Annotated in this window: 13 protein-coding genes; all 13 read left to right on the top strand. The window is 62.1% G+C overall.

The window, feature by feature from the left end:
• Positions 1-68 precede the first annotated feature (68 nt).
• Positions 69-1,859 carry an ABC transporter ATP-binding protein gene (locus tag JF539_RS18190; protein ID WP_207142143.1) on the top strand — a complete coding sequence of 597 codons (1,791 nt, stop codon included), beginning with the start codon at positions 69-71 and terminating at the stop codon, positions 1,857-1,859.
• 510 nt (positions 1,860-2,369) lie between these two features.
• Entirely contained in the window at positions 2,370-2,789 is a 420-nt protein-coding gene (locus tag JF539_RS18195) for a hypothetical protein (protein ID WP_207142144.1), read from the top strand.
• Positions 2,790-2,812: 23 nt separating this feature from the next.
• On the top strand, positions 2,813-3,526 hold the full coding sequence (locus JF539_RS18200) for a MotA/TolQ/ExbB proton channel family protein (protein ID WP_207142145.1): 714 nt from the start codon (positions 2,813-2,815) through the stop codon (positions 3,524-3,526).
• Positions 3,516-3,890 carry an ExbD/TolR family protein gene (locus JF539_RS18205; protein WP_209017405.1) on the top strand — a complete coding sequence of 125 codons (375 nt, stop codon included), beginning with the start codon at positions 3,516-3,518 and terminating at the stop codon, positions 3,888-3,890. The genes JF539_RS18200 and JF539_RS18205 overlap by 11 nt, the downstream gene beginning before the upstream one ends.
• 14 nt (positions 3,891-3,904) lie before the next feature.
• Complete coding sequence (locus JF539_RS18210; RefSeq protein WP_209017406.1) at positions 3,905-4,285, top strand: ExbD/TolR family protein; 381 nt, start codon at positions 3,905-3,907, stop codon at positions 4,283-4,285.
• On the top strand, positions 4,282-5,460 hold the full coding sequence (locus JF539_RS28040) for an energy transducer TonB (protein WP_207142147.1): 1,179 nt from the start codon (positions 4,282-4,284) through the stop codon (positions 5,458-5,460). Before JF539_RS18210 ends, JF539_RS28040 begins: the two co-directional genes overlap by 4 nt.
• A gap of 390 nt (positions 5,461-5,850) precedes the next feature.
• The gene (locus JF539_RS18220; protein WP_207142148.1) at positions 5,851-6,732 is read left to right on the top strand and encodes a helix-turn-helix transcriptional regulator; all 882 of its coding nucleotides are present in this window, start codon (positions 5,851-5,853) and stop codon (positions 6,730-6,732) included.
• A gap of 138 nt (positions 6,733-6,870) precedes the next feature.
• A complete protein-coding gene (locus JF539_RS18225) occupies positions 6,871-9,024 on the top strand; it encodes a TonB-dependent siderophore receptor (protein WP_207142149.1) in 2,154 nt (717 codons plus the stop codon).
• 236 nt (positions 9,025-9,260) lie between these two features.
• Positions 9,261-10,262, top strand: coding sequence for a DUF2218 domain-containing protein (locus JF539_RS18230; protein WP_207142150.1), 1,002 nt, complete (start codon positions 9,261-9,263; stop codon positions 10,260-10,262).
• An 18-nt stretch (positions 10,263-10,280) separates the two neighbouring features.
• On the top strand, positions 10,281-11,273 hold the full coding sequence (locus JF539_RS18235) for an iron-siderophore ABC transporter substrate-binding protein (protein WP_207142151.1): 993 nt from the start codon (positions 10,281-10,283) through the stop codon (positions 11,271-11,273).
• Positions 11,270-12,298: a FecCD family ABC transporter permease gene (locus JF539_RS18240; RefSeq protein WP_207142152.1), complete on the top strand. Its 1,029-nt coding sequence runs from the start codon at positions 11,270-11,272 to the stop codon at positions 12,296-12,298. The genes JF539_RS18235 and JF539_RS18240 overlap by 4 nt, the downstream gene beginning before the upstream one ends.
• Positions 12,295-13,272 (top strand): FecCD family ABC transporter permease, encoded by a 978-nt coding sequence (locus JF539_RS18245; protein WP_207142153.1) that lies wholly within the window; start codon positions 12,295-12,297, stop codon positions 13,270-13,272. Before JF539_RS18240 ends, JF539_RS18245 begins: the two co-directional genes overlap by 4 nt.
• Positions 13,269-14,069 carry an ABC transporter ATP-binding protein gene (locus JF539_RS18250; protein WP_207142154.1) on the top strand — a complete coding sequence of 267 codons (801 nt, stop codon included), beginning with the start codon at positions 13,269-13,271 and terminating at the stop codon, positions 14,067-14,069. Before JF539_RS18245 ends, JF539_RS18250 begins: the two co-directional genes overlap by 4 nt.
• The last annotated feature ends 9 nt before the right edge of the window (positions 14,070-14,078 follow it).

Raw genomic sequence — 14,078 nt, forward strand, 5'->3', positions numbered from 1 at the left:
CCTGACGGCCGGGCTCCGGTCCGGCCGTCTCCAGGAACGTTTTCAATATACGAAAGATTTTCTCCAGCATGAGCGAGACTTCGCCCACCCCGCAGACGGACAAAAAAACGGTCCTCAGCGTTCGCGACCTGAAAACCGCCGTGGCGACGCCGCAGGGGCAGAAGATCGTGGTCGACGGGCTGAGTTTCGATCTGCGCGAGGGGGAGACGCTGTGCATCGCCGGCGAATCCGGGTCCGGCAAATCGATGACCGCCCTGTCGATCATGCGCCTTCTGCCGGAACCGATGGCCCGGATCGCCGGAGGCACGATCGACCTCGGTGGACGCGACCTGACGGCGTTGGGCGAGAGCGAGATGCGCAAGGTGCGCGGCGACGACGTGGCGATGATCTTCCAGGAGCCGATGACCTCGCTCAATCCGGTGCTGACCATCGGACGTCAGCTTCGCGAGGCGGTCCTGGCACATGAAAGCGTTTCCCGGGCCAAGGCGGACGCGCGGGCGCTGGAAATTCTCCGGGACGTGCGCCTGTCCGAACCGGAACAGAGACTGAAGCAGTACCCGCACGAATTGTCCGGCGGCATGCGTCAGCGGGTGATGATCGCCATGGCGCTCGCCTGCCACCCGAAGGTCCTGATCGCCGACGAACCGACCACCGCGCTCGACGTGACGATCCAGGCGCAGATCCTGCAGCTCATGCGCGATCTGCAGAAGGAGACCGGGACCGCCATCGTCCTGATCACGCACGATATGGGTGTTGTCGCGGAAATGGCCGACCGGGTGATCGTGATGCAGCATGGCCGGATCGTCGAGGACAACGCCGTCGCGCCACTGTTCGCCGCACCGAAGGATCCTTATACGGCGGAGCTTCTGGCCGCCGTGCCCAAGCTCGGTGCGATGGCGGGCAAAGACCCGGCCAACGCCCACCTTCAGGACGGGGCGGCGGCCAAGGTGGTTGAAGTCGAAGACCTGACCGTGCGTTTCAACCTGAAGGGTGGAGTGCTCCACCGCGTCGTCTCCAGGGTCCATGCCGTCGAAGGCGTCGGCTTCGACCTCCATCGGGGGGAAACTCTTGGCCTTGTCGGGGAAAGCGGTTGCGGCAAGTCCACCATCGGCAAGGCCTTGATGAATCTCGTGCCGTGGGAAGGCTCGATCCGAGTGTGTGGCGAACATGTCATGCGTTCCCGTACCGCTGCGGCCGACCGGGGATACCGGCGCAATCTCCAGATGGTTTTCCAGGATCCTTATGCCTCGCTCGATCCGCGCATGACCGTGGGCGATCTGGTGGGAGAACCTCTTGTCATTCACGGGCTGGCCAGGGGACAGGAGCTGGAAGACCGCGTGGCGGGCCTGTTCCGCAGAGTCGGTCTGACACCGGAGCAGATGCGCCGCCACCCGCACGAATTCTCCGGCGGCCAGCGCCAGCGGATCTGCATCGCGCGTGCGCTCGCGCTCGAACCGAAGGCGATCGTCGCCGATGAAAGCGTGTCGGCCCTGGACGTGTCCGTGCAGGCCCAGGTGCTCGATCTCATGAAGGAACTGCAGGACGAGATGGGGCTCGCCTATCTCTTTATTTCCCATGACATGGCGGTGGTCGAGCAGGTTTCTCACCGGGTCGCCGTCATGTATCTCGGCCAGATCGTGGAAGTCGGAACGCGCCGCCAGATCTTCGAGAACCCGCAGCATTCCTATACGAAGAAACTGCTGAAGGCCGTGCCGATTCCGGATCCGGGCCGAAGGCGGGATGCATTCGAAGTGCCCACCGGCGAAATTCCGTCGCCCGTCCTGCCGCTCGGTCAAAGCGTTGAGCGCGTCAGATACGTGGACGTGGGCAATCGCCATCTTGTGGCCGAAGCACCGTGAGCCAGGGGCTGTCTTCCGGAGTGTGGGACTATGAGAAGTCCATCTTTTCCGACATCCTGCCAGCCCGTGAAACCGCTCCCGGATCGGCCTGGAAAATATCAGACTAGAAAATTCAGGTTTTATTCCTTAAACGTGTTCCCCCGGTTCACCTTTTTGGTGTACACATCGGTCAGCCAGGGACGCGGACATCGTCATTTTGACGGAGCTTTGCACCCAAGCCGCAACAGACCTCCAGCGTTGTGGAAACGCGATCCGCTTTCCGGTTGTCCTTCGACCGGACCACGGAAATGGGAGTGTCTTTCCAGAAAACGACAATCTGTCTCTGATGCTTCGGGGCCGCTTCCGGCCTTTTCGATGCGCATCGATGAGACGCGGTTACAGATCCGGATCGGGGGCGATATCCGGTGCGCGCCTGAAAAGGTTTCCGGGAAAAAAACTGGATATTCGGGTGTCAGGCCGACGCCGACGCAATTGGCCGGCGCTGTGTTGCTCCAACAGGAGAGCGTTGAGATGAAAAGAATTCTGGCTTCGTCCTTGATGATGGCATGCCTTGCTGTGTCTGCGGCGGCGGCTCAGTCCGCCGAGGCAATTGCAATTCAGTTGAACACCGCGGCGACGGTCGGGGACTCCTGCCGTCTGACATTTGTCATCAGAAACGATCTAGGCGAAGGCGTTCAGGCCCTGGGGCTGGATCTGGTGATGTTCGACAAGTCGGAGGGGGTTTCCGGCTATGCGGCCATCGATTTCGGCGAGCTGCCCCCCGGAAAGACTCGCGTGCGGCAATACGATGTCGCCAAGGGCGACTGCGCGAATATTTCCAGGGTGCTGCTGAACGAGGTCCGGGCTTGTGAAATTCCGGGCGATGCCGCGAAGGATTGCTTGTCCTTGCTTCAAATCACCTCCCGGTCGGAAATCGAGCTGATCCTGTAATCGTCTGTCTGTAGTGGATCTAAATGCCTAACAATTTGACTGCGGCGATGCCGCATTTCCTCTCTCCCCTTACAGGGCTGGTCGACCAGGGCGGGCCGGTGGTCATGCTGCTGCTGGCACTGTCCATCGTGGCGGTGGCGCTGATCGCCGCCAAGATAATCCAGTTCACGCTCCTCGGCGTCGGTCGTTTCGGGGCCGCCCGCAAGGCGCTTTCCCTGTGGCTTGACGGCCAGGGGCAGGACGCGAAGACTGCGGCTGCGCGCGGCAGGTCGGTCCTCTCCGACATCATGCTGAAGCTCATTCAGGGAAGCGCGCACGCTTCGGACGACATGGACCTCCTGAAAGAGGATGTGGAGCGGATCTGCATCCAGCGGATCAACGGACTGCGCGCCTATCTCCGGCCCCTGGACATGATTGCCCAGACCGCGCCCCTGATCGGTCTGCTCGGTACGGTGCTTGGCATGATCGAAGCCTTCCAGGCCATGCAGGGCGCGGGTGCCGCGGTCGATCCATCTGTTCTGGCGGGCGGGATCTGGGTCGCGCTCCTGACGACGGCGGTCGGTCTCGCGGTCGCCATCCCGGTTTCGGCGATTGTCGGCTGGCTGGACAGCCGGATCGAATCCGAGCAGTCGGAAATGGAATCTCTGGTTACGGCCTTCTTCACCGGAGCGGTCGCCGAACGCGGCGGGGCCCGGGTCGTGGCCCTGGAGGCGACGGAGCCGAGGCATGCGGTTTGAGCCCAGGCCCAAGCGGCAGGCGGTCGGTCTGACTTCTCTGATCGACGTGATTTTCCTGCTGCTTCTGTTCTTCATGCTGGCGTCCAGTTTCACGCGCTACCAGTCGCTGGAAGTCTCCAGCGGCGGCGAAGGCGGTGGCGCGGATGCGAGGCCGGCCTATCTCCGGCTGCATTCTTCCGAGAAGCTCGATCTCAACGGACAGCCCCTGACCATGGCCGGGATGGATCAGCGGTTTTCCGAGCTTGAAAAGGAAACGCTGATCGCGATCTGGTCCGGACCGGACGCCAATGTGCAGAACGTGGTGGACGTCATGTCGGCGGCGCGGCGGCAGGGTCTCAAGACCGTCCTTGTGACGGGAAGGTAGGCGACCCCATGCGCATGAAAACGCCTGCGCGGCGGGAGCCGCCGGAAAACACCATACCATTGATCAACGTCGTCTTCCTGATGCTGATTTTCTTCCTGTTCGCGGGATCGGTCGCCAAGGACGATGCCCGCAAGATCGAGCCACCGCTCAATATTCTGGAAGATGAGACCATTCGCTCCACCGGTGCGCTGGTCCTCGATCCGGAAGGCAGGACCTTTGCCGGCGACGTGGAAATGACGGTTGAAGACTGGCTCGGGCAGCGGAAAGAAGACGGCCCGATCAAGCTTGCAGCCGACGGATCGCTGAAAGCCGACGAATTGGAAAAGGTGCTCAAGGACCTGAAAGACGCAGGCCGTTCCGACATCGTCCTCATCACGAGGAGAGGCTCCAAGTGAGGTTCGCCCGTTATCTCGTGGCCGGTGCGGTCGCTTCCCTGGTGATTCATGGGTCCGGATCGGCTTTTTTCGCCGACGACCCGAACGAGATCTTGATCGCGGCATCGCAGGGTGGTGGAGTTTCGGTGATTGGCTCCATTGAGGATCTGGTTGCCGGAGCCAAGGTCGAAACGGTCGCGGACGACGAGCCGGTAGAGAAAATCGAACCCGAGGAAGACCCGCTCGACCCCGTGCAGGATGTCACGAAGACCGAGGAGGTCCCGCAACAGGATGTCGTGAAACCGGTCGGGGTTCAGCCTCTTCAATCGGTGGCCGAACCGGTGGACCTCCCCGAGGCTGTGGATCCGCTCCCGGCCCTGCCTGTCGTGGCCGGGGTGACGACCACCGATCCGGTCACGGCGCTGGAAATCCCGGAGAACCTGCCACCGATTGAAACGCCGCCGGCCGAACAGGAAACAAAACCTGTCGAGATGGTCAAACCGCCGGAGACGGTCCAGCCGGCGGAACCGCTCGAACCGGTTGAGCAAGTAACGGTCGCAGCCGTCAAGCCTGTGGAGCCGGTTGCCGAGCAGAAGCCGGTGGAGATCGCACAAGCCGAAGTCCCGGAAGATCCGGATGTGCTGAAACCGGTCGAGCCGCAGCCCGAGGTTCAGGAGCCGGTCGTGGATCCGCTGATGGAAGTCACGCAGACCCCCAAGGTCAAGCCGAAGCCACCCGTCCGGAAGGCGCAGAAAAAAACCAAAAAGAAAAAGGCCGTGAAGGCCGGGACAACCCAGAAGAGAGGAACCAACGCCCAATCCCGCAAGGGCGGAGAGCGTGTGACCAGCAATTCCGCGAAGGGCTTTCAGAATGGCCGGGCAGACGGCAAGAGCAAGGACGGCGGTACCAGGGCGAGGTCCAACTACAAGGGTAAGGTGAGCGCCAAGCTGCGGCGTGCGAAACGCTATCCAAAGGAGGCCAGCCGCAAGAATATCAAAGGCACCGTTGTTGTGACTTTTGTCATCGCAAGTAGCGGGTCCGTTTCCGGTATCCGGGTCGTAAGATCCTCCGGCAATTCGGTTCTCGATCGGGCCGGTATCGATATGGTGCGGCGCGCTTCCCCTATGCCGAAATTTCCGAAAGATATCAGTGAAAAGCGTATGCCCATGACAGTGCCGATACAGTTCGGCGGATAACCCTGGGGCAGACAGCTGCAAAGGTTTCAGCATCAATCAACGCTTTCGGATCTCTTTCCAGTCGGTATCGCCACCCTGCAGCATCACGTAATGGTCGGCTGCCTTGCCACGGTGGCGCAGGTCGGTGCGCACGAGGAGCGCGAGCGGCTGTTGAAATGGTGCCGGGAGACGATGCGGCTTGTCTACGACATCGACCGCCTGAATGCCTGAGGCCGTTCTTTTCCAGCAAACGATTTGATTTTCCGGTTCAGGCTTTCCGTTAGGCGCCATGCGCGGGAAACGGTGAGAGCTTCGCGCCTGTGGTCGGTGGGCCGAAAACGGTGCAAACTTGACATTTTGTCTCAAGTTTGAGCATTGAGCTCCGATGACAATTTTTCACGGAACGCGGGGATGACATTTCATCCGCGCATGCAAAGTTCGGTTGAGGGACTGACGGTCGTCGGCGATTTGCGCTTTCGCATCTTCAAGGGCGCGGTCGCCGATCTCTGGCAGGTCGAGTGCGGCCCACGCGCCCAGGGAGAATATGTCTCCCATGCGCCGCGTCTCGTCGTCGTCCTCGATCAGACCGGGCCGGGCGGGATGGAGGTCCTTTCGTCGCCGAACGACGGCCTTGCCTCGGACCGGCTTGCCAACCCGCTGTTTTACGTGCCCGCGGGTCTTCGTGTCTGGTCCAGGATCGAGGACCTGACCTCGATCCGCCATCTCGATCTTCATTTCGACATCGGCACACTGTCCGGCCTGCTTGGCGATGACTTCAGCCTGCCTGCGGTGGAAGAACCGCGCCTGATGTTTTCCGACCCGCGTCTGGCGGCGCTGGCGCGGTTGATCGCGGCGGAATGCGAGGTCCCCAGCGGATTGCACACGCTTTACGGCGACAGTCTGATCGGAGCGCTGTTCGTTGCGCTCATGCGGGTCGAGCACAAAACCGGCTCACCGCGCGGACATCTGGCACCCCACCAGCTTCGAAAGGCGATCGGCTTTATCGAGGACAATTGCGCCGCCAACATCCGGCTTGAGGACCTCGCTGCACTGACAGGCCTTTCGCCCGCCTATTTCTGCCATGCTTTCAAGCAGACGACCGGCATGCCGCCGCACCGCTGGCAAATGCGCGCCCGGGTCAATCGTGTCAAGCAGCTGCTCGAAGAGACGGATATGTCCCTCAGTGCAGCCGCAGCCTCCGCCGGTTTCTCAGACCAGGCGCATTTAACGAGGGTCTTCCGGCAATTTGCCGGAACGACGCCTCACGTCTGGCGCAAAAGCAGACGCAGCTGATTTTGGCGAAAAATCGTTCAAAGCACCGAAAGATCGTCCAATAAATACCCTTAAAGCTGAGTTAATTACTCCACTTATCAAGAGTTTTGCCGACCCGAAGACCGCTCCGGGACGGCGTTTGCGACGGGGTATCGTAAAATGAAAAAGATCGGCGGAACCACCCTGAGACTTAGCGTCAGTTCGATTGCGCTCATGCTTTCCTGGGCACAGGCAGGGCATGCGCAACAGGCTGCGGGAAATGATGGCGCGTCCGTTTTGCTTCCCGAAATCGTGGTGGAAAACGAAACGGACGGTGCCTCTCAGGCGACCGTCGGCTATGTGGCCAGGTCAACCGGAACCGGGGCAAAGACCAATACGCCGATCGAGGAAATTCCCCAGTCCGTGTCTATCGTCAGCCGCCAGGAAATGGACGATCAGGGCGCGCAGACGGCGGACGAGGCACTGCGCTACAGCGCCGGTGTCTTCGCGCAGCCGTATGGCCCGGATTCCGATACCAACTGGTTTTTCCTGCGCGGTTTCGATGCCACGCAGACCGGCGTCTTCATGGATGGCCTGCAGCTCTACGGGTTCGGGTTCGGCGCGTTTTATGTCGACAGCTTCAATCTCGACAGGGTCGATGTACTGCGCGGGGCGGCATCCGTTCTTTATGGTGGTTCCAGCCCGGGCGGAATCGTGAACTACGTCACCAAGAAGCCGACCGGGGAACGGCTGCGTTACACCGAGCTTGGGGTCAACGACGCAGGCACGGCCTATCTCGGATTCGATATTGGCGACCGGATAAACCAGGCGTTCGACTACCGCGTGTCCGGGCGCATTCAAGGTGGCGACGGTTACTACGATCTGCAGGAAGGATATCGTGGATCCATCTCGCCGAGTGTCACCTGGGCGCCGAACGACTCCACGTCGCTGACGCTTCTGGCGAACTACACCTATCTCGACGAGGTGCACGGGGCGGCCAGTTTCCTGCCCTACTACGGTACCGTGAAATCCGCGAACTTCGGTCGTATCGATCCGGAGGCGAATTACACCGAGCCCGATCTGGACGCGTATCAGCGGCAGCAGTTCTGGATCGGCTACGAGTTCGAGCATGAGTTCGACAATGATTGGGCGGTGCGGCAGAACGTGCGTTACGGATATGCCAACATTCACGAGTTCAACCTCTACCCGTTCGGCTACTCCGGATTTTCCTCGACGCCGGTTCTTCCCGATCCGGTGTTCAGCCGCATCGTGTTCGAGCACGACACGCAGCTGAACACCTTCGCGGTCGACAACCAGCTTGAGGGCGAGATCGAAACCGGACCGGTGAAGCACGATCTGCTGTTCGGCGTGGACTACAAGTATTTCAACATGGATCAGGTCCAGGCATCGGCCACAGGCACGACAATCAGCGTGACCGATCCGGCCTATGGATCGGCTCAGCCGACGCCGGTTCCCTATATCGACCAGAATATCGTCCAGCAGCAGATCGGTGCCTACATTCAGGATCAACTCCGGTTTGGCGACGGCTGGATCGCTACGCTGAACGGGCGTTACGATTACGTCTTCAGCGATGCGACCGGTACGCCTGCCTACCAGGGCCGCGACGGCGCCCTGTCGGGAAGGGCCGGTCTTGCCTATGAATTCGCCAACGGTTTAACGCCCTACGCGAGCGCGGCGACCTTCTTCAATCCGCTCATCGGCTCTTCTTCGGCGGTGCCGTTTTTCGAGCCGGAAACCGGCGAACAGTTTGAAATCGGCCTGAAGTATCGGCCGAAATGGTTCGATGGGCTGTTCACGGTGTCCCTGTTCGATCTCACGCGACGCAATGTCGTCACGGGGCCGTTCGGAGCGGAAACGCAAATCGGCGCTGTCAACTCGCGCGGCGTCGAATTCGAGGCCAAGGCGAATATTACCGACGACCTCAAGGTGACCGCGGCGGTCACCGCCTACGATCTTGAAATCACCGAAGATGCTGACACTTCGATCGTCGGCAACACGCCGAATGTCGTCCCGGAGCAGCTAGCCACCCTTTTCGTGGAATACACGCATCCGGAAGGTCCGCTCGAGGGCGTGACCGTTGGCGGCGGAATTCGCTATCAGGGAGAGTCCTGGGCAGACAACGCGAATACGCTGAAAGTACCGTCAGCCACCCTGTTCGATGCCAAGGTCGGCTACGAAAGGGACAATTGGGGGATCGACCTCAATGTGATCAATATCGCCGATACCCGCTACGTGGCCAGTTGCGACGGGGTCTACACCTGCAGCTACGGGGAAGGCCGGTCCTTCCGCCTGAAAGCTTATGCCAAATGGTAGTGCAAGCCCCTGCGGCGGGTATAATTCTTGACAGTTGCAGTCAGCTATTTTACCAGATCTGCCAGCCAACGGACGCCTGCTTGCGCACCGGTGTCCCATTCGCCAGCACATCTCCAGAATTATCGTAAGTTCTCCGGCAGGAGGGCCTTGCTTCTTCAGCCGTGGCGAAAGCGTCCTGCGGCCAGGATCGTCGCAGACCGTCGATCCCGCGCCTGGCGCATAGATTGGACATGCCGGTGCAAACGTCGACACAACTCAAAATTCCTTCGGAACAAGCGATCGGACTGTTTTTCAACGAGGCGCTTGAACACGACCTTCCCGTGGAACGCGACGGCGTTTCCCTTAGGGTGACCTCGCCCTATGGCGAAGTCCATATCAGCGACGAAAACAACGGCGTCCGGCTTACAATCAGTGCGCCCGACAGCACGAAGCTCTATGTGCTCCAGGAAACGGTGGACCACATCCTGAGCGAAATAGGTGCCGCCGACAGTCTGAACTGGTCGGCTTCGCGAGCCGGCAGTCTGCCCGCCAATCTTTGTATAGCGACGGTCGAGGCGTGCACCAGGATTTCGCCCTCCTATTACCGGGTCCGTATCGCCGATCCCGGACTGGAGCGGTTTGCGCGCGACGGTCTGCATTTCCGGTTGCTTTTCGGGCCTCAAGACCATGCCGGCGAGTGGCCGACCATCGCGGAGACCGGACGTACGCTCTGGCCCGGTGGGGCGGACGCATGGCACCGGCCCGTCTATACGACGCGTTTCATAGACCCGCAGGCCGGCATCCTGGAGTTCGACGTTTTCATTCATGCCGGCGGACGGGTGACGGATTGGTGCAGGCGTGTGCAGTGCGGCGAGAAGATTGCCATAACGGGACCGGGCGGCGAATGGCACCCGGCGGCCGGATGGCTGGCGTTATTTGCCGACGAAACCGCCCTGCCGGCGATCGCACGCATGCTCGAAGCAGCTCCTGAGTCCACGAAAGGGCAGGCGGTGATCGTGGCGAGCCATCGAGACGATATTCAGACGCTTGCCGCGCCGGAGGGCGTATCGGTGAGATGGATTCTGCGTGGTGGCAAAGAGACGCTGCCGGACGCGCTTGCCGGCATGAACCTTCCGCAGGCCGATCGTTTTGTCTGGTTCGCGGGCGAGAAATCGGAAGTCGTGAACGCCCGCAAGAAACTGTCGGCCCTCGGTCTTGCAAAGCACGAGTGGCGGGCTGCCGCTTACTGGATGCGGTGAGGCAGCGGCGGCTGATCCATGAGACTTGCCCGGTCCCTGTGCCTTTTTGTTGTCGCGGTCCTATTTCCGGTCTGCGGGGTCTGTGCCGAGGCAGACCGCTCCGGGCCGGTGAAGCTTGAAACAATGTGGGGCGAAACCCGAATTGAAAACACGCCGCAACGCATCGTCTCGCTGAGCTACAACGGCGGGGACCATCTTCTCGCGCTCGGTATCAAACCGGTGGCGATCCGGCACTGGTATGGGGGCAATGCACAAGGGGTCTGGCCCTGGGCGGAAGAAGCGCTCGGAGGACACGAGCCGATCATCCTGCGTGGCGAGGTGGACGTCGAACGCGTCGCCCTGCTGAAGCCCGACCTGATCGAGGCGCTCTGGTCCGGCATTTCCGAGGACGAATACCGTCAGCTTTCAAAAATCGCTCCCGTGCTTGCTCCCAGAGCGGAATACGGGTCCTACGGAACACCCTGGCCGGTGATGCTGAAGACCATCGGTGTGGCGACCGGCAAGGCAGATGAAGCGGACCGTCTCGTTCGGGAACTCGAGGGTCGATTCGCCGAAACCCGCCGGCGGCACCCAGGCTGGCAGGGACGCACGGTTGCCGTCGGCTGGCCTGGCGGGCCCGGGTTTTATACGGCGGGGGACATCCGCGGCCGGCTGATGAAGGAACTCGGCTTCGAGATCCCGGACGCCCTCGAGCGTCTGTCGCCTGGAACCTACTACATCAACGTTTCGCGTGAACTCACCGAACTCTATGACACGGATGTCCTGATCTGGCTCGACAGTGGCGTAGGTGTCTCCGCGGTCAGATCGCTGCCGTTGCGCCATACCATGCGCGCCTTCAGGCAGGGGCGTGAACTGGTCGCCGATCCGCTTCTGGCGGCCGCCATGTCCTTTTCCAGCCCGCTGAGCCTTGGTTATGCGCTCGATCGGCTCGTGCCTCTCATCGAGGCCGCCGTGGACGGCGATCCGGAAACCAGGGTTCCGTCGACCGTGGCGGCGGGGCTTGCCGAATGAACGATTTGCTAACCGCCCGGAGCCGCCCCTTTGCCGCGTTTCCGCCGTTGGCTGCGGTTCTCGCAACGACCGCCGGTCTTCTGCTGGCCGCTGTCATGGCGTCCGTTCTGCTCGGCGTCAGGTCCGTCGCCGTCACCGATATCTGGCAGGCATTCACTGCCTTCGACCCGAACAATCCCGAGCAGATCGTGATCCGTCAGATCCGTCTTCCGCAAACCCTGGGCGGCCTCCTTGTCGGTGCGTCCCTGGGGATGGCGGGGGCGATCATGCAGGCCGTGACGCGCAATCCGCTTGCCGATCCGGGGCTCCTCGGCGTCAACGCCGGCGCGACCGCCGGCATCGTTCTGCCCCTGTTTCTGCTTGGAATGACGGACCCATCCGCCTTTGTCTGGCCCGCGCTGGCAGGGGCGTTTCTGGCGTCGAGCCTCATCTGGGCGCTGGGTGCGTCCGGTTTGGGCGTCCTCGGACTACTGATCGCCGGCGCGGCGCTGTCCGCCTTCTTGTTTTCGCTGGTCAACGGCCTGCTGCTGATCAGCCAGAGTGCGCTCGACATTTACCGGAAATGGGTGCTCGGGTCATTGCAGGGCATAACGCTTGACGAGATCGCCGCGCTTTTGCCCGTGTTCCTTGTGGGATTTGCCGCGGCTGCCTTCGCCGCCAGGTTTCTGAACGCGCTTGCCTTGGGCAACGACCTTGCCCGCGCGCTTGGAACGAATGTCCGCCTGGCCAGCCTGTTCAGCCTTCTCGCCATAACCTGTCTGTGCGCGGCGTCCGTCGCGCTGGCCGGACCGATCGGCTTCATCGGCCTCCTGATGCCCCATGCCGCCCGCCTGGTTTCCCGGGGCGACATGCGCCTTACCGTTCTGTTTTCCGCGCTTTTCGGAGCCATCTTCCTTCTGGTGGCCGATACGGTTGGGCGTCTGGTGTTTCCCGGTCTGCAGATCGAGGCGGGACTGACCATCGCGCTTCTTGGAGGTCCCATCATGGTGGTGCTTATCCGCCGGGGCAGGGTGGTTGCGCTATGACGGAAAGCATCCGCTCCGCTTTCGCCACGGCGCTTGCCCTGGCAGTGCTTCTGGCCGCTGTCGGGTTGACGCTGGACATGGGCAGCTGGCCGCTTGCCTGGGACGACGCCTTCTTCGCTCGAGGCATGGACGCGACCGTATTCTGGGACTTCCGGTTGCCGCGCGTGGCTGCCGCCATTCTGGTGGGGGCCTGCCTCGGCCTTTCCGGAGCCATCTTCCAGACGATGCTGCGCAATCCGCTCGCCTCGCCGGATGTGATCGGTTTCACGGCCGGCGCCAGCGCCGGCGCGGTGGCGACCATAGCGCTTTCCGGCGGTACGGCTTACGTGGTGAGCGGGTCGCTTGCCGGCGGGCTCGCCACGGCCGGTCTGGTGATGGCGCTGTCCTGGCGGCACGGCCTCGACCCTTTCCGCCTGGTTCTGACCGGCCTGGCGTTGGGGATCGCTCTGACGGCCCTGACGCATTTTTTCCTGAGCGTTTCCGGCGCGCCCCAGGCCGCTGACGCGGCGCGGTGGCTTGCCGGGAGCTTCAACGCGCGCGGTTGGGAATCCGTTGTTCTTCTGGCCGGCGTTCTGACGCTTCTGACGCCGGTGCTCTGTTATCTGCGTTTCACGCTCGACCGCCTGGATACCGGCGACGACGTGGCGCGCCTTCTGGGTCTGCCGGTCGATGGGGCGCGGGTGGGACTTGGCCTTGCGGCTGTGGTGCTCGCCGCGGCGGCGGTCAGCGTGAGTGGACCGCTGCCGTTTGTGGCCTTCATGGCCGGGCCGATCGCCCGGGGACTTGCCCGTTCCGCGACCTCCTGCCTGGTGCTCGCCGCCTTGAGCGGAGCAACGATCGCGGTTCTGGCGGACATGGCGGCGAGGGTCGGCATCCAGGGCCATCATCTCCCGGCCGGCGTTTTCATCGCTCTTATCGGCGGGCCCTATTTGCTGGGCCTTGTCATTGTCCAGACCAAACGGAACCGCCTATGACGACCTCATCCCAGGAGACACTGCCCAACGGTCTCGCCGCGGCGCACATCCATGTCGAACTTGGCGGCAAGACGATCCTGCCGGATGTCGATTTCAAGTTGATGGCCGGCAAGGTCACGGTGATCGTCGGTCCCAACGCCTGCGGAAAATCGACCCTTTTGCGCAGTCTGGCGCGGCTGTTGCCGCTCAGTGGCGGAAAGGTGGTTCTGGACGGTCACGACATTCACAAGCTGCCGGGAAAGCAGCTTGCCCGCCGGCTCGGCCTCCTGCCGCAGTCTTCGCCCGCGCCGGCCGGGCTGACCGTAAGATCGCTTGCCGCGCGCGGGCGCACCCCTCATCAGGGGCCTTTTCGTCCCTGGTCCCGCGCCGACGAAGAGGCCGTCGAAAGGGCGCTTGAGGCGACCGGTCTGGGTCATCTGGCGGATCGCCCTATCGATGCGCTTTCCGGCGGTCAGCGCCAGCGGGCCTGGCTCTCCCTCGCTCTCGCCCAGGATACCGAGCTTTTGCTTCTGGACGAGCCGACGACCTATCTGGATCTTCCGCATCAGATCGAGATCCTGGACCTGGTGCGCGCGCTCAACGTCAATGACGGCCGGACGGTTGCCATGGTTCTTCACGACATCAATCTCGCGGCCCGCGTGGCGGACCGGATCGTCGGAATGAAGGACGGCCGGATTGAGGTCGAGGGAACGCCTGAGGAAGTGGTCACGGAGGCTTGGATGAAGACACTTTTCGGATTGAACTGCGTTGTCATTCGCGATCCGAAACGGGGCGGGCCTCTGGTTGTTCCGGCGTGAAGGTCTGCG

The organism is Roseibium aggregatum, assembly GCF_017309185.1.
In the GTDB taxonomy this organism is placed as follows: domain Bacteria; phylum Pseudomonadota; class Alphaproteobacteria; order Rhizobiales; family Stappiaceae; genus Roseibium; species Roseibium aggregatum_B.